Source organism: Micromonospora sp. NPDC048839 (assembly GCF_040649915.1).
In the GTDB taxonomy this organism is placed as follows: domain Bacteria; phylum Actinomycetota; class Actinomycetes; order Mycobacteriales; family Micromonosporaceae; genus Micromonospora.
Genome location: NZ_JBEZGL010000014.1, coordinates 158,434 through 174,642, shown reverse-complemented (window position 1 = coordinate 174,642; position 16,209 = coordinate 158,434). Strand labels below are relative to the sequence as shown.

Here is a 16,209-nt window from a genome sequence, read left to right as displayed (position 1 = left end):
ACGCCACCGTCCAAGCGTGCCGCCAGCGCCCGAGTTAGGCAGCCCGGCGAGGTCGGTACGACGTCCGGGCCCCGGTCGTCACGGATGAGGCGCACTGGCGGTGCTGGTGTCCCGGGTGGCGGCCGGGTGTCCGCTGCTGAGGGACCCGAAGGTCAGCCCACCCGGGCCGGGGCCGCTAAGCCCCCTTCCAAAACATCTTGGCCCCTTGTCTCGCTCCGCTCGACGCCAAGATCTTTTGGCTGGTTGCTTGCAGCCCCGGTCCCAGGGCGGGCTCTGACCGGCCCCGTCAGCGCGGCGCCCCGGCGCCCCGGTCACCCGACCGGCCCGCCCGCCGCGCACCAAGCGACAGGGAGCACGGTCATGCTGTTCAACCTCACCTTCGAAGGCAACCTCGCCGACGAGCCCGAGCTGCGCGTCACCCCCTCCGGCAAGGCCGTCTGCAAGCTGCGGGTCGGCCACAACACCCGCCGCCGTAGCAACGGCGGTGAGTGGACCAACGGGCCGACGATGTGGGTCACGGTCACCTGCTGGGAGAGCCTCGCCGAACGGTGCGCCGAGCACCTGCGCAAGGGCGACACGGTCATCGTCGAGGCCCGCGACGACCTCTCCGTCTGGGCCTACCAGTCACCCAACAGCGACAAGCCGGCCGGGCAGTTGCAGGTCACCGCCGGCAACGTCGCGGTCTCGATGCGGTTCGCCGGTGCCCAGTGCGCCCGCACCGCCAAGGCCGAGCAGGTCGAGGACCCCTGGGCTGCCGGCGACCGCGAGCTTGAGCCCGCCTTCTAGCCCTCACCGCAGGCGGGGCCGGCCGTGCCGGCCGGCCCCGCCCATCACCCCTCACCCGACCTGACTGTCTGGAGCGTCGTCATGTCCCTGTTCACCTGCATCGTCGAGGGCCGGCTCACCGCCTCACCGCAGACCGGCCACACCCGCGACGGCCGCGAGTACGTCCAGTTCCCGATCGTGCACCGCGACCGTTACCGCGACCACAGCGGCAAGTGGGTCGACACCCGCGCCATGTTCTTCGAGGTCATGTGCTGGGGCGACCTCGCCGCCCGGGCCCGCAACCTCACCCGCGGCGACCAGGTCCTCGTCGAAGCCGGCCAGCTCCTGCCCTACCTCAACGACTCCGACATGCCCAGCCTCAAAGTCCAGGCCCGCAACCTGTCGGTCTCCATGCGGTTCACCGACGCCCACGCTGGCACTGCGGTCAAGGCCCGCCGCGGCGACATCGTCACCACCCCCGACGGCGAGCAGTATGCCGCGCACCTCTACCCCGAGGTCACCACCGACCCACAGCTCCTGCACCGCTGACCACCGCACCGGGCGGGCCGCTGACCACGGCCCGCCCGTGGCTCAGTCCATCCGCCAGTTCGAACACCGAGTCCCCCGCCCGATGCCCCGGAGAACCTGTGAAGACTCCCTCAGCCGGCCACCACCTTGCCGACGCGTACCGGGACCTGGTCCGCGGCTGCGCGACGATCACCCAAGTCGTCTCCGCCGCCCACCCCCAGCCAGGAGCCTGCCTGCCCCTGCCCGCGATCAGCCTCCCGCAGGACGCCGACGACGTACGCCGCCAACTCGACATGCTCACCGGCAACCTCTTCGACGAGCACGCCCAAGCCGTGAACCAGCAGTGGCTCACCGCCACCCGAACCTGCACCCACCTGACGGCAGACAACGTCATCGCCATCAAGGAGCTCTACTACGGCTGGTACCAACTCCTCGACGCCCTCAACGCCCGCATACAGGGCCAGCCCGGTCTCGACGATGTCGAAAAGCGCACCGCCGACCTCGCCTACACGCTGGTGACCTACCTCCGCGCCTACCCCACCGCACCGGTCAGGCACCTGCGCCTACGGCTCATCGGACGACGCGCCCGCCCGTAGGAGACGCCGCGCATCGCCGCTCCGCCCTGATCCCGCTTGGGTCTCACCGGTGTCCGTGGTGCGCGCTGGCCAGTCCCCAGTGGTGACCGACCCGGCCGCGTCCGGCAAGCGCCGACCCCAACATCTTGGCCGGCTCGCTGCGCTCCCCGGACCGCTGCGCTCCCAAGATCTCGCGGCCTTCCCGCTTGCCCGCCGCCGGCCGCGGCCGGTCCCTCACCGGCCTGTCAGCGCGGCACCCCGGCCCCACCCGGGCAGCAGCGCACCAACCCGAACCGTCAGGAGGACTCACCCATGAGCACCACCGCCACTCCCACTGCCCCGCAGCACCGCTCCCCCACCACGGCGTCCGTCCGCCGCCGGCTCGTGCTGGTCGGGCAGAAGGACGCCTACGACCCGTACAGCGCCGCCGACGCCGCCGAGTACCGAACCGTCCTGCGCTACGGCGACCGCTGACACGCAACGCGCGGTGGGGCCGGACTGTCGAGTCCGGCCCCACCGCGCCATCACCGTGGCGACATCGCCCGCCCCTGCCGACCGCACCCGCCGCGCCGTGGTGGAGACCGCGCCCGACCTCATGCCGTCGACAATGCCGGCTCCTCCTGCGTGCGCATCTCCATGTGCTCATCGACGAGGGCCGACTGGTCGCCCACGGGAGTCGGTTGGTCGCTGGCGCGGGCGAGGGCGGCGCGCACTCCAGCGACAGGAAGCTCGATCATGGCCGCGATCTCCGTGACCGGCTCACCAAGTTTCCGAAGCCGGGCGACGGCCGCATCGGCTTCCCGGTCCAGCCCTCCTGCCCTGCTCTGCCCGGCGGCGAGGATCCGCTGAGCCCGAAGGGTCGCCTCCTCCCGCACCTGACCCGCGCGTGTCACCCGGTCGAAGTAGACCCGCACCGCCTCCGTCACGTTCGCCTCGTACGCCGCGAGCCGGGCCACCCGCGCCGCCCGAACCTCCGACGCCTTCCGCGCCGCCATCCGATTCACACCCGCACCAGAATTTCGCTTAGCCATGCCGAAACCCTAGCCACATAAACCCATTACCAACAAGACCGAGTCGCAATTTCAAGCCACGTCAATCGAACCACAAACAACCGAAAAGAAAAGCCGGCTAAACCCCCACACAACACCGCCTCCACCAGCGCAAACGTGGATCCGCAGCTTCAAAAGAGAACGCCGACACACCTCTTGCAGATGCTCTTGCCATGGATCGCCTGCGGCGGGTACCGTCCCCTCTCCCCCTGAAATTAACGGTGTAAACAATCGCGCCAACGAAGGCGGGTGGGGGCGAATTCGACGCAAGGGAAGGGGGTGGTCGCCCAGTGATGACGTTGCACAAGCTGTCGGTCGGCGACGGCTACACCTACCTCACCCGGCACGTCGTCGGCGGCGACCGCGACCGGCTTCCCAGGCAGGACGCGACCGACTACTACACCGCCCCCGGCAACCCTCCCGGCCGGTGGGGCGGCCGAGGTCTGGCCCCGCTCGGTCTAGCCGGGCAGGTGTCCGAGGAGCAGATGCGGCACCTGTTTGGCCAGGGGATGCACCCCGATACCGATGCCATCATCGCCCGACATCTCGCTACCCGGGTTCGGCCCGGCATGGACGACGAGGAGGTCGAGCGGCTCACGCAGGAGGCGATCCGTCAGGCCACCCTCGGGCGCCGTTTCCCCGTCTACGCAACTCTGCAGGACTTCGACACCCGTGTCGAGCAACGGCTCGACGTGGTGCGCGCCGAGACGGGCAGGGAGCCGACACAGGCCGAGACGGGCAAGGTACGCGCCGAGGAGGCCCGCCGGGCCCGCGGTGCCGTCGCCGGCTACGACCTCGTCTTCACCCCCGTTAAGAGCCTCGTCCTGCTGTGGGCCCTCGACGAACGCGAGCGGGTCCGCGACACGGTGAAGGCGATCCACGAGCAGGCCCGCGACTCCGCGCTGCAGCTGTTGGAGAAGCATGCGGCGTTCACCCGCAGCGGCGATACCGGGCAGGCGCAGCTGGACACCCGCGGCCTGGTCTACGCCATGTTCGACCACTACGACTCCCGCGACGGCGACCCGAACCTGCACACGCATGTCGCGATCAGCAACAAGATCCAGGGCGCGGATGGCAAGTGGCGCAGCCTCGACGGCGGTCCGTTGCACCGCGTCGCGGTCGCCGCATCCGAGCACTACAACTCCACCGTCGAGACCCTCGCCATCCAACACCTCGGGGTGCAGTTCGCGGTCCGCCCTGACACCATTGGCAAGCGGCATCCGGTCCGTGAGGTAGCCGGTGTTCCGCGCGACGTGATCGGGACGTTCTCATCGCGGCGGTCGCAGATCGAGGCCCGCTACGAGCAGTTGGTCGTCGACTTCCGTCGCGCCCACGGCCGCGACCCGGACAACCAGGCCGCGTTCCGCCTCGCGGGCCAGGCCAACCTCGACACCCGCGGACCCAAACCCGCTCCCCGTTCCCTCGCCGCGCTGCGCGAGGAATGGACGGCCCGACTGCACGCCGAACACGGCCAATCGGCCGCGCGATCCCTTGCCCAGGTAGTCACCGCCACCGGCCCCACCCACAGACACGAGACAGTTTCCACAACGTTATCCACAGAGCAGATCGGGGCCCTCGCCGCTCTGGCCGTGCGGCAGGCGGAGGGATCCCGGTCGACGTGGACCGTGTGGAACCTACGTGCCGAAGCCGACCGGCTGCTGCGCGAACCGCCCACCAGCATCGCCCCTAGCGGGCTGCGCTTCACCGATCCCCACGATCGCACGGAGGTGCTGCATCAGGTCGTCCACCAAGCCGTCACCGCGCTCTGCGTACCCGTGACATTCGAGCCGGACCTGGTCGAGCCGGCCGGGCTTCGCCGCGAGGACGGAACGTCGGTGTTCGTGCAACACGGCGCCGCCCGCTACACCAGCCAGGCGATCCTCGACGCGGAACAACGCCTCCTCGACGCCGCCCGCACCCCCACGGTCCTGGGCTACGCGGCCCCCGCCGTGCAGGCGATGCTTGATGGCTACGAGGCCACCACCGGCACCACGCTCGATGCCGGGCAGCGGGCCATGGTCGTCGCGTTCGCCACCGACGCGCGGCTGATCGCCGTTGGGCTCGGCCCCGCTGGCGCCGGAAAGACCACCACCATGAGCGCGTACCAACACGTCGTCGCCGCCCACGGCCAGCGACTCATCCCCCTGGCCACCTCCGCCGCCGCGTCCGCCGTCCTCAGCGCCGACCTCGGCGTCCCCGCCGAAAACCTGCACAAGTTCGTCCACGAACACACCAACCACCGGCACGCCGACAGCACCTTCCCCACTGGTAAAGACTTCTTCCGGGTACGGCCCGGCGACGTCATCCTCGTCGACGAAGCCGGCCTCGCCGGCACCCACAACCTCGACGCCCTACGCGACATCGCCACACGGCACGGCGCCCTCGTACGCCTGCTCGGAGACCACCGGCAACTCGCCGCCGTCGAGTCCGGCGGCGCACTGCGCCTGCTCGCAACGGAGGCCGGCGCCGTCGAACTCACCGCCCTGCACCGCTTCACCACACCTGCCGAAGCCGACGCCACCCGCCGCCTCCGCGACGGCGACACCACCGCCCTCGACCACTACGAGAGCAGCGGCCGGATACGTGGCGGCTCCTACGAGGCCATGGTCGAACAGGCATACACCGCCTGGCACACCGACATGACCGCAGGCTTGACCACCCTCATGTCATCGTCCACCAGCGCCGGCGTCACCGCCCTGTCCGCCCGCGCCCGCGCCGACCGCGTCACCGCCGGCCAGGTCGAACCCGACGGCGTCAACCTGCACGACGGCAACCGCGCAGGCCGCGGGGACTGGATCGTCACCCGCCTCAACAGCCGCACCATGACCAGCAACCGGGGCAAGGACTGGGTCCGCAACGGCGACGCCTGGACCGTCACCCACCGCCGCCCCGACGGGGCCCTCACCGTCAAACACCAACAGCACGGCGGCACTCTCACCCTCCCCGCCGCCTACGTCGGCGCGCACGTCGAACTGCTCTACGCCACCACGGTCCACCGCGCCCAGGGCGCCACCGTCGACACCTCCCACGCCCTCATCACCGACGACATGGCCCGCGAACAGCTCTACGTCGCCGCCACCCGCGCCCGCCAGCACACCACCCTCTACGCCGTCACCCACCGGATCCTGCCCCTCGACGAGGACGCCCGCCTCGACCGCGCCGGCTACGACCCACACGCCCGCGCCGCCCGAGAAGTCCTCGAAACCGTCCTCGCCACCGAAGGCGCGCAAACCTCCGCCACCGAAGCCATCGCCCACGCCGCCGACCAGGCCCGCAGCCTCGCCACCCTGGTCCCCCGACTGCGCTACGCGACCGAACTCGCCGACAGCCAGCGCCTGCACGCCCTCGTCTCCGACGCCCTTGGCCCAGACGCTGGCGCGGTGCACCGTGACGCCGCCTGGCCTACCGTCGTCCGCGCGCTGCGCACCGCCGAGAGCAACGGCTGGGACCTGCCCCAAGTCCTCGCCAACACCGCCCGCCGCGGCACCCTCGTCGGCGCCGAATCCCCCGCTCAACTTCTCACCTGGCGCATCAAAGACCACCTGGACGGCCGCAGCCCGAGCCCGGCCCTCACCCAACCCAGCGTCGACGACACCGCGAGGTACGCCGCTCTCCTGGGACCGATCCTGCGTACGGCCGAGCCCCTCGACCCCATCGACGCGACCCGCCCACCGCGGCTTCTCGCAAACGAACCCACCGCACACGACGGCGACCACCGACACCTGATCGCCACCGTTCTCGGCGACCGAAGGGCCGACCGGGCTGCCGGCGAGCCCGCCTGGCCCGCCCTCACCGCAGCGATCCGCCGCGCCGAACACGCCGGACACGACGCCCTCACCGCCGTCGCCACGGCCGCCCTCGCCCGGCCCCTGCACGACGCTCGGTCCCTCTCCGAAGTCCTCGCCTGGCGCCTCAACCAGCACCTCGACTCCACCCCACCACCCGTCGAAGTCGGCACCACCGACGGCTGGCGCACCCTCGCCTGGACCCTCAAGGCCGCCGAAACACAGGGCTACCCCGCTGAACAACTCCTCACCGTTGCCCGTCCCGGCAGCGACCTGGACAGCGTCCGCCACCAACTCCACAGCCTCGCCCGCCCCACCCCTGAGGCCGGGCCGGTTCCCTGGCTCGACGCCGCTTCACGTACCGCCGACACCGCCTTGACGGCCTACCTCGAAGACGCCACCCGGCTCATCCAGAAGCGGGTCAACGAGGTCACCGACCGTGCCCTCACCGAGCAACCCGCCTGGCTCGCCGGGCTTAAGGGCGACGTCACCCAGCCGAACGTGCACACGACGTGGAGGACCCACGTGGCGACCGTCGCGGCCTACCGCGACCAGTACCAGATCACCGGCGACGACCCCGACCAACCCATCGGCTCTTACGTTCCCCAGCACCACGCCGGGCACCGGGCATATCTTCACGCCGCCGACGCCGTCCTTGCCGCCCGGCACCCGCACACCACCCCCGCGGACCCCGTCACCGCGAGAATCGCACGCGACATCTACCTCGCTCTACCCGACGAGCAACGGGCCCACATCGCCGCCCGAATCGCCGACGACTTGGGCAAAGACTGGCTCGGCCCCCGCGAAGGCGATCCCGACAGCATCCTCACCACGCCCACGTACGCGACGCATCTCAACGCTCAACTGATCGGCGAGGGCTACCGCAGCTCCGCGGGCACGCCCGAAGCCGTGCCGGCTGCCACCTCGCCTGAGCAGCGCGTCGGCCTACAGCACACCGCGCCTGAGCCACCTCTTGACCAAGTCCAGAGTCAGCCGGACGTTCAGATGTCCTGGTAAGCCGAGCATGGCAGACGTCGAGGTACGCGGGGCGCCCGCGTTCCCGCCTGGTAAGCGGCGTGGACGCCGTACCCGGAGTCCTCGGTCGCGACGGCCGACGTCAGATGCCAGCGAGGCGCTGGGCGAGTTCCTCGGGTGTGACGGTCTCGATGCCCAGCGCCCGGGCCTTGTCGAGCTTGCTGCCGGCCTTCTCTCCAGCGACGACGAGGTGGGTGCGGGCAGAGACGCTTGAGGATGCGCGTCCCCCCGCCCTGGCGATCAGCTCGGTCATCTCGGTTCGGGATAGGTCCGAGAGAGGGCCGGTCATCGCACCGGTTACCACCACGGTCATCCCTGCCAAGGGCAGCTCGCTCTTCGCCTCCTGGGCGGACGCCTCCGCATCGCCCTCAGCATCTGTGGGAGCAGCGGGAACGAAGCCGGGCTGGTCCAGATTCACACCTGCGGCGACGAGCTTGTCGATGACCGGGGCGAGGTCGGCCAGTTCCTCGACGATCACTGGGGCCTTCTCGTTGCCGATGCCGTTGACCTGCTCGAGAGCGACGGCGTCGGCGTCTCGAATGGCCTGCATGGAGCCGAAGTGCGCGGCGATGCGCAGCGACATGGAACGGCCGGTGCCCAGGACGCCAAGGGCGCAGAAGACGCGATTCAGGGGCTTGGTCTTGGCCGTCTCGATCGCGGCCATGAGGTTGTCGGCGCTCTTGGCCCCCATGCGGTCCAGGGTGAGTAGCTGATCGCGGGTGAGGGTGAACAGGTCGGCGAAGTCCTCAATCAGCCCCTTGTCGACGAGTTGCACGATGATTTTCTCGCCGAGGCCGTCGATGTCGAGCGCGTCGCGGGCCACGGCGTACCGGATCGCCTCTTTCTGGCCGCAGGAGCGTCCCCGTGCGCAGCGCCAGCGCTCCTGGCTGCGGTCGATGCCGGAGCCGCAGCGCGGGCAGAGTTCGGGGAAGTCGATGGGCTGCTCGGTGCCGGTACGGAGACCGGCGACCGCGCCTTCGACACGGGGAATGACTTCGCCGGCTCGGTAGACGATGACGTGGTCTCCGAGCATCAGGCCCCGGCGGGTGATGTCGGCCGGGTTGTGCAGCGTGGCGTAGGTGATGGTGGTGCCGGCGACGTCCACGGGGTCGAGGACGGCCCGCGGGGCGATCACACCGGTGCGGCCCACGCTCCACTCCACGGCGCGCAGCACAGTGATCTTCTGGGCGGCCGGGAACTTGAAGGCGGTGGCCCAGTGCGGCGTGCGAGATCCCATCCCGGCCCGGATCTGGTCCGCGGGGCTGTCGGCCTTGATCACGGCACCGTCGAGTTCGATGTCGAGTCCCGCACGCAGGGCGCCGATCTCGCGCACCCGGTTCACAACCTGGTCAAGAGTCACGTAGGTCCGGGTGGCGAGCGGGGTGTCGGCCATCGTCCCCAGCCCGAGATCGGCGAGGCGGGCGATGAGTTCAGTGTGAGTGAGCGCGGCGAGGCCGGGGTCGTCGGTGTGCTCGGGGTGGGTCAGTGCGGCGTAGGCCAGGAAGGTCTGCCCGATTCGGTAGGCCCGGTCCTTGGCGCGCAGCGAGCCCGAGGAGGCGTTGCGGCGGTTGGCAAATGCCGTGGCGCCGTGCGCGATCCGCAGCTCGTTCGCAGCGGCGAACTGTTCCTCGGTCATGAGGACTTCGCCCCGCACCTCGACCGTGACCGGTTCGGTCAGGGTCATGGGCAGGCCGACGATGTCCCCCATCGCGTGGGACACGTCCTCCCCGGTCATCCCGTCGCCGCGGGTGACGAGTTGAACCAACCGGCCCTCGCGGTAGCGGGCTGCCAGGGCCACACCGTCGAGCTTGGGCTCCACCGCCCAGCCTGCCACCGCGACTCCGCCCAGCCGCCGCTCCAGCGAGACGGCCCACGCCGTCAGGTCCTCGTCTGAGAAGACGTTGCCCAGGCTGAGCATCGGAACGGGGTGCGCGACGTCGCCCGTTGTCACGCCCGCCGCGACCTGCTGGGACGGGGAGTCGACCGCGATCTGCCCGGGGTGCGCGTCCTCCCACGCGGTGATACCGCGCAGCAGCCGATCGTAGGTCTCGTCGTCCAAGTCTGATTCGCCGGAGCCGTAGTAGGCATCGGCGGCCTTCCGCGCCTGCGCGACGGCTTCAAGGTAGGCGGCCTCGTCAGCGAGGTCGACAGCGAACGCCGCTGCGGAAGGTGTCGTCATGCCGCCCATTCTGCTGACTGCCCCTGACAGCACGTCGGTAGCGCTGGTGGGATTCATCCCTGGTGTCGCGTGGGCGCAGTTGGGTGGGGTTCTGTCCGCTGATCCGGTAGGCGGGGCGGCTTGTCAGTTCCGGGTCGTGCCGGGGAGAGCCCGAGCGTGCGATAGAACGTGTCGTTCTCGAAGCGTCGGTGCGGGTCGAACGTGCGGAGAGCCCGCCGAACCGGTGGAAGCCATCGGTGTTGTGGGATGTCATGCGGCTGGGGACGGCAGGTCCCAGTTCGATTTGACGCGCGGATGCAGGTGTGGTGATGGCAGCGGCGGTTCGTCATTCGACGCGCCAGGGGGTTCCCACCACCGCTGAGACGAGTGGGTGTGGGTGAGATAGAGGAAGTAGTTCTCGACGTGCCAGCCGGTGGGCGTACGGCGGGCGTGTTCGTAGGCGAGGACCTCGCCGGTGCTGGGGTGCAGGATCAGGAGATCGCGGTCGTTGCGGCCGGTGGCGGTGATGCCGATGCCGATGCGACCGGCACGGTCGATCACCCGCGAGTAGTAGGTGATCGGCGGGGTGTCGCGCAGAACGGCGAGCGTGGTGGCGCGTTCGACGCACCGTGGGCTGTACCAGTTGGCGAGCGAGGCAATTCCCCGCAGTACCGCCTGGGGCTCGGCGGTGTCGCCATAGCGGCGGTGTATCCCGTCGCGCACCGTCCCGCTGTCGGTGAACGCGCTACCCGGCTCGACGAAGGAGATTTCGCCGGGTAACCACCAGTCCTTGGTCACCTCGACATACCCGCGGGGGTAACTGGTGAGAAGCTGCGCGCCCGACCGGTCGTCGGCGCGCCAGCGGATGATGTCCCGCACCATGATTGGGTCGCTGCGCCAGAGGCGAAGGTGGATCACGTCGTACGTGCCCGCCGTGAGATCGCAGCTGCTGGCGGACACCTGGCCGATCAGCTGATGTAGTCGTGTCGCGGGCGGGTGGGGGTACCACAGCCGGGTCGGCCCCGCAATCCGCGTGCTATCGACCGCCTGTTGCAGCTGGGCGGTGGGCGCGTTGCGTGGTGTCGTGCACGGCCCTGCGTCGGGACGGGCTGATCCGGCAGATCGGATGGCACAGCCCGGCAGCGGACTACCGGCCAACAGCAGAACCACGATCTTGACAGCGGTGTGGCCAAGCAGCGTGCGAGGTCGCAGGGCGCCTGCAAACCGGGATACCGGTGTACGGGTGTCGGCCAGCGGCCCCTTGGTCGCACTGACCGGCGGAAGGCGCCTCGTGCGGTCGGCGCCGGTCACCGGTTGCACCGTGCCGGGGCGGTGGCGCAGGCCAGAACCCGCCGGCTGCCGGCTGCAGCGTCGACCGTGCTTCCGTGGTTGACGACCCGGTCGATGCTTGTCATGACCACCTCGCCTGGGTGCAGACGGCGCGATGGTTCGAGCTGGTAGGCGTCCCCGCGGTGTCGGTGATGCGGGCGCGGAGAGGATCGCCGCACGACAGGTACCTGTTGGCGATGGTCGTGGCGGCGGTGAGGCAGCGGTGAGCAACGTCGGGCCACCCGCAATCGCGGTAGAGGCACGCGAGTGCGGTGAGGGTGTTCAGGCTGACTGGCGCGTCGGGGCCGTGCCGGTGCGCGGCGGTGGTGTAGACGTCGGCGAGGTCCCGGATCGCCTGGTCACAACAGCCGACGCAGTGGCGTGCCTGGGCCAGGCCGGCGCGGGCGTACAGGGTCCGCTCGTGGCTGGCGCCGAGGTGCGCGGTGGCGAGGTCGACCAGGTCGCGGTAGGCGGTGACAGCCTGGTCTGCGTGCCCGTTCACGGCGGCCAGGGGTGCCAGGAGCGCCGCCGCGTCGAGTTGCTCGGCAGGTGGGGTGGCGCGGTGGGCGAGCGTGCGGGCGTAGACGGCCCATTGGTAGGCGTCCGTAAGGTCGCCGAGCGTCTGCCGCGCCGCGGCGTGGTCGATCGCCGTACGAGCGGGCGTCTGGCGTGGCCCGCACGCCGGTTCAAGTACCCGGGGCATCGGCGTCCGCGTCGGCATGTCCGTTCAAGCTCCTAGTCATCTTCGATCTTGGGCAAAGGTGGCTGGTGTGGCCGACGGCGACAGTGGGGGCCTATCGCCGTCGGCCACGTCGGTCGCCGCGGCCCTCCCCTTTCCTGGGCGGGCGACCGGCTTGTGCGCCCCGGCGCGGGCTCAGCGCGACTGGCAGGCGATGACACGCACGACCGTGATGCGAAGACGCGGCGTGATGGCTGAGCTGTCGCCTCCGCGTAGGCATCCGGCTCACTGTGGGGCGACGGGCCTTGCGAGCGTCGGGGCGACGGTGGGGTTGGTGGCGTTGAGCCGCCCCGATTCGTGAGCTGGGCGTGGGGCGCGGTGCATCAAGGTCACCGTTGGCCCGTCGGGGAGGGTGAGCGTCAGTCGGGGAAGGTATCTGTGCCGGAGGTACAGGTCCTGGGTGTCGGGAAGGGTATCCGTCCAGGCGGGCAGGTTGATGCGGTCGAGGCGAGCTTCATGGTGGGTGAGCATCGCCGCGCCGAGGCCACCCCGCTGTTCGTCGGGGCGCACGGCAAGGATCGCTAGGTGGTGGTGCGGGCCGGTGGGCCGCTGGGTGATGAGCAGTTGGTCGAGGATGTCGAAGCGCTGCGCGTGGGTGCCGGCGGCGGTGTCGATGCGGCTCTGGTAGTTCGCGGGTGGCGGGATGGGCCGGTAGCGGTGAAATGCGATGGCGGTAGCGCTCAGGTCATCGGTGACCTGGATGTCGCCGTGGAACATGGCGTGCTCTACCCAGATCGCCGCGACGTCGGCCAGGACGCCGCGGCGCGCGGCCGGGTCGGGCACCAGCCACTGGGCGAGTGGGGTGGGGTAAACGGCGTCGGCAACAAGTGCGGCGACCGGATCTTTGTCCGCCCAGCGGGCGGAGCGGATGCGCGGAATGACGTCCATGAGTTCTCCAAGCACGGCGGGCAAATGGATAGCTGCCGGTGGCGTCCGGGGTCAGCGGTATGCGGCGGTGGCGAGATCCCCCACTGCGGCGTCGACCGCCGCGGTGATGTCGCGTACCGGCTGGTAGTGCTGTTCGGCGATGGTGCGTAGCTGTGCGGCGAGCACGGTGGTGTCGTCGGCGAGGTACAGATGGTTGAGCAGCCCGAGGGTCGTGACCAGCCCGGCGAGAGCGGCGGTGTGGTTGTCAGGCTGATTGCGGCCGGTGGCGATGTAGTGCAGCCGGGCGCGAGCGACAACCGGCCACTTGACGTCCAGGAGCAGGTAGCGGTCGGTACGGGTGAGCCCACCGAATCGGCGGCGCTGCTGGTGGCGCAGGATCCCACCGGCGACCAGGCCCGCGCGGGTGCGCTCGTACAGAGCGTCGTGGAACCCCCGCACCCAGCCGCGCAGGGATGGGGCCGGGCGCGCGTATCGGATCGACGAAAGCGCGCTGTCGGCGATCAGGTCGCCGACCGGCTCGTGCAGGCGCAGCCACAACCTCCGCTCTGTGCCCGGCTGGTCGTCACCAACGGCGGGGTCGAACGCCACGCGACCGGCGAGGAACAGGTCGATCAGGACCGCGCCGGCGAGGCCGAGGGCAAGGGCCTGACGGTGGATATGCAGCTGGCCGGTGTCGTCGTCGTGCCCGAGCAGGAACAACTCGTCGCGCAACGGCAGTTGGGGAGGCAGGGCGGTCATCAGGTCATTCCTGCTCTACCGCAGCCCTGCGGCCCGTTGCCGCAGCCGGGCGTGCACGCCGTCGTGGACGGGCTGCGGCTGCGGGAGCAGCGCCTTGTCCACCGTGGCGAGGACCGTGTAGTTGGGGTCGCAGACGTTTCCGATCGGTGCCCTGCCTGCCTGCGAGACCAACTGGTAGGCATCGAGGTCGTCGAGGCCGGTGAGCTGACTCGTCCAGGCGACGAGGTCGCGGTGGGCGATGCGGTAGGCGTCCTCCAACGGCCGGGCGCAGCCGATCGACATGATCTCCCGGTCGGTCTCCAGTCGCGGCCAGGCCGTCGACACCCCTTTGATCACCTCGACGGTCAGGGTGGTAATCGTGGCGATCTCGACGCCGACGCCGCACGCCTCACCCTCACCTTGACGGGCGTGCCCATCGCCGAGGGCCAACATTGCGCCGTGCACGTTCACCCCCAGGTAGAGAGTGGTCCCGGCACGTAGCTCCGGGGTGTCCAGGTTTCCACCGTGAAGGTCGGGAACGATCGTGGAGCGGGCCTCGAACCCGCCGGGAGCGACGCCGATCGTGCCGATCATCGGGTCGAGCGGCAGGTCGATGGAGTGGTCGCTGGCCGTAGCGTGGAAGCGGACCGTGCCGGCCTGCCGGTCGATGTCGTACACCCACACCCGCTCCTGCAGCGGCGGCTGCAGGGTGGCGGTGTGGGACGTACCGGTCAGCGCCCCGAAGTGCGGGAACGTCGAGGAGACGCCCCAGTCGCGGGCAGGGGTGATGGCGGCGAGGTGGATCGCGAGGGTGTCGCCGGGTTCGGCGTCCTCGACGAAGAACGGCCCGGACACCGGGTTCAGGTACGGCATCCGGCACACCTGCGACGGCAGGTCCGCCGGCCCGCGGACGAGGCCGCCGAAGCAGTCCTCGGTGTGCACCTGCAGGATGTCGCCGGAGCGGACGTGGGCCACCGGCATCCGCCCGCCGAAGGTGTAGGCGAGTTCGTCGCGGGCGGGACGGTACGTGATCGTGTCCATGGTGGTCACACCCGTTCCACGTGGCGGGCCTGCGTCTGGGCGGGCGCCAGACCCGACAGGGCGGGCCGGCGGCCGGACAGGTAGAGGCCGGCAAGCACGACCACGCCGAGGGCGAGCCACGCCAGACCGAGGCGCTGCGCGGCGATGTTCGCGTTGACCACCACGTAGGCGAGGATCGCGAACCCGATACCGGGCATGACCAGGTGCGCCCACCAGTTCCCGCTGCGCTGGCGGATGAGGTGGTGCACGACCACGGAGACGTGCAGGACCAGAAAGGCGACCATCGCCCCGAAGTTGATCAGCGACGACAGCAGCGTGATCCCGTCCGCGCGGGTGGCCATGTACAGGCCGAGCACCAGGGACACGGCGCCGGTGAGCAGGGTCGCGTTGATCGGCACGTTCCGGCGGATCGAAACCTTCGCCAAGAAGGCAGGCAGTTGCCGATCGCGGGCCATCGCATACAGCAGGCGTGAGGTGGCGACCTGGGCGACCATCGAGTTCGGCAGGCCCCACGCGATCGCGGTTGCTACCGCGCACAAGGTCGCCAGCCACCCTCCGCCAGCCACCTGCGCGGCGTCGTAGAAGGCGGTGCCGTTCGGATCCCCGTCGCTGAGCAGCGAGGCCGGCTCGGGGACGAGCATCGCGGCCAGCCAGGTCTGCGCGATGAACAGCACGCCGGCCAGGATGAGCACGGCGGCCATGGCCCGGCCGATCTGCCGGGAGCCGCCCTTGGTCTCCTCGGCCAGCATGGAGATGCCGTCGAAGCCGAGGAAGGACAGCACCGCGATCGACACCGCGCCCGCGATCAGGGACCAGGTGAATGTGTCGGAGTTGTAGAAGGCGTCCCAACTGAACCTGCCCCTGCCCGAGGCAAGAGCCCAACCGGCGACAGCGAGGAAGACCGCCAAAACGATCAACTCACCGACCAGCATCACTCGGGTGACCATCGCGGTCATGCGGATGCCGACAGAGTTGACGACCGTGTTGACCGCGACGAACCCGAGCAGCCACAACCAGACCGGCACCGCCGGGACGGTGGCGTGCATCGCCACCGACGCCACCAGGTACAGCAGACCCGGCACGAGAACGTAGTCGAGCAGGATCACCCAGCCGGCCAGGAACCCGACCGGCGCGCTGATACCCCGGCCGGCGTAGTTGTAGACGCTGCCCGACATCGGGAACGCCTTCACCATCTGCGCGTAGGAGAACGCGGTGAACACCAACGCCACCACACCGACCGCGTACGCCAGGGCCACCATCCCGCCGGAGCCGGCGTACACGCTGCCGAAGATCGCCATCGGCGCGATCGGCACCATGTACACCAGCCCGTAGGCGACCAGATCCCGGAACCGCAGTTGGCGGGCCAACTCCTGCCGATAGCCGTAACGCTCAAGCTCGCTCTGTTCGTACACCTAGAAACCTCTCTCAAGCATAAAAATTTGATGAATTCCTCGACCAGAAGGACAAGCGCCGACAGGTCATCGTCGATGTTGTGACCATCGACGATCACGTGCTTCCCGAGTCAGAGCCAGCCCCACGGTGGCCGGTCACCATGAGTCCCTCAGCGGTGAAGGACCGCGGTGCGCCCCAGATCCGCGGC

Annotated in this window: 13 protein-coding genes; 5 read left to right on the top strand and 8 right to left on the bottom strand. The window is 70.0% G+C overall.

The window, feature by feature from the left end:
• The first annotated feature begins 360 nt into the window (after nt 1-360).
• The 4 genes from AB0C25_RS25035 (at nt 361) to AB0C25_RS25020 (ending at nt 2,342) form a co-directional block, all read left to right on the top strand.
• Entirely contained in the window at nt 361-786 is a 426-nt protein-coding gene (locus tag AB0C25_RS25035) for a single-stranded DNA-binding protein (RefSeq protein WP_357376660.1), read from the top strand.
• Nucleotides 787-867: 81 nt separating this feature from the next.
• Nucleotides 868-1,314, top strand: coding sequence for a single-stranded DNA-binding protein (locus AB0C25_RS25030; protein WP_357129833.1), 447 nt, complete (start codon nt 868-870; stop codon nt 1,312-1,314).
• Nucleotides 1,315-1,412: 98 nt separating this feature from the next.
• Complete coding sequence (locus tag AB0C25_RS25025; RefSeq protein ID WP_357376659.1) at nt 1,413-1,889, top strand: hypothetical protein; 477 nt, start codon at nt 1,413-1,415, stop codon at nt 1,887-1,889.
• A gap of 291 nt (nt 1,890-2,180) precedes the next feature.
• Nucleotides 2,181-2,342 (top strand): hypothetical protein, encoded by a 162-nt coding sequence (locus tag AB0C25_RS25020; protein ID WP_158630759.1) that lies wholly within the window; start codon nt 2,181-2,183, stop codon nt 2,340-2,342.
• Nucleotides 2,343-2,461: 119 nt separating this feature from the next.
• On the opposite strand, the gene AB0C25_RS25015 is transcribed toward AB0C25_RS25020, so the two are convergent.
• A complete protein-coding gene (locus AB0C25_RS25015; protein ID WP_357376658.1) occupies nt 2,462-2,899 on the bottom strand; it encodes a hypothetical protein in 438 nt (145 codons plus the stop codon).
• Nucleotides 2,900-3,210: 311 nt separating this feature from the next.
• Between AB0C25_RS25015 and mobF the strand changes: the two genes are divergently transcribed.
• Nucleotides 3,211-7,719 (top strand): MobF family relaxase, encoded by a 4,509-nt coding sequence (mobF, locus tag AB0C25_RS25010; protein ID WP_357376657.1) that lies wholly within the window; start codon nt 3,211-3,213, stop codon nt 7,717-7,719.
• A gap of 100 nt (nt 7,720-7,819) precedes the next feature.
• Here mobF and ligA read toward each other — a convergent pair whose 3' ends face one another.
• The 7 genes from ligA to AB0C25_RS24975 form a co-directional block, all read right to left on the bottom strand.
• Nucleotides 7,820-9,925 (bottom strand): NAD-dependent DNA ligase LigA, encoded by a 2,106-nt coding sequence (ligA, locus tag AB0C25_RS25005; RefSeq protein ID WP_357376656.1) that lies wholly within the window; start codon nt 9,923-9,925, stop codon nt 7,820-7,822.
• Between the two features lie 240 nt (nt 9,926-10,165).
• A complete protein-coding gene (locus AB0C25_RS25000) occupies nt 10,166-11,206 on the bottom strand; it encodes a hypothetical protein (RefSeq protein ID WP_357376655.1) in 1,041 nt (346 codons plus the stop codon).
• A gap of 100 nt (nt 11,207-11,306) precedes the next feature.
• Entirely contained in the window at nt 11,307-11,927 is a 621-nt protein-coding gene (locus AB0C25_RS24995) for a hypothetical protein (RefSeq protein ID WP_357376654.1), read from the bottom strand.
• A 261-nt stretch (nt 11,928-12,188) separates the two neighbouring features.
• Nucleotides 12,189-12,851, bottom strand: a complete 663-nt coding sequence (locus AB0C25_RS24990; protein WP_357376653.1) for a GNAT family N-acetyltransferase — start codon at nt 12,849-12,851, stop codon at nt 12,189-12,191.
• Between the two features lie 51 nt (nt 12,852-12,902).
• Complete coding sequence (locus AB0C25_RS24985) at nt 12,903-13,589, bottom strand: GPP34 family phosphoprotein (RefSeq protein ID WP_357376652.1); 687 nt, start codon at nt 13,587-13,589, stop codon at nt 12,903-12,905.
• A 15-nt stretch (nt 13,590-13,604) separates the two neighbouring features.
• Nucleotides 13,605-14,618 (bottom strand): acetamidase/formamidase family protein, encoded by a 1,014-nt coding sequence (locus AB0C25_RS24980; RefSeq protein WP_357376651.1) that lies wholly within the window; start codon nt 14,616-14,618, stop codon nt 13,605-13,607.
• A complete protein-coding gene (locus AB0C25_RS24975; RefSeq protein WP_357376650.1) occupies nt 14,615-16,021 on the bottom strand; it encodes an APC family permease in 1,407 nt (468 codons plus the stop codon). Before AB0C25_RS24975 ends, AB0C25_RS24980 begins: the two co-directional genes overlap by 4 nt.
• Between the last annotated feature and the right edge of the window lie 188 nt (nt 16,022-16,209).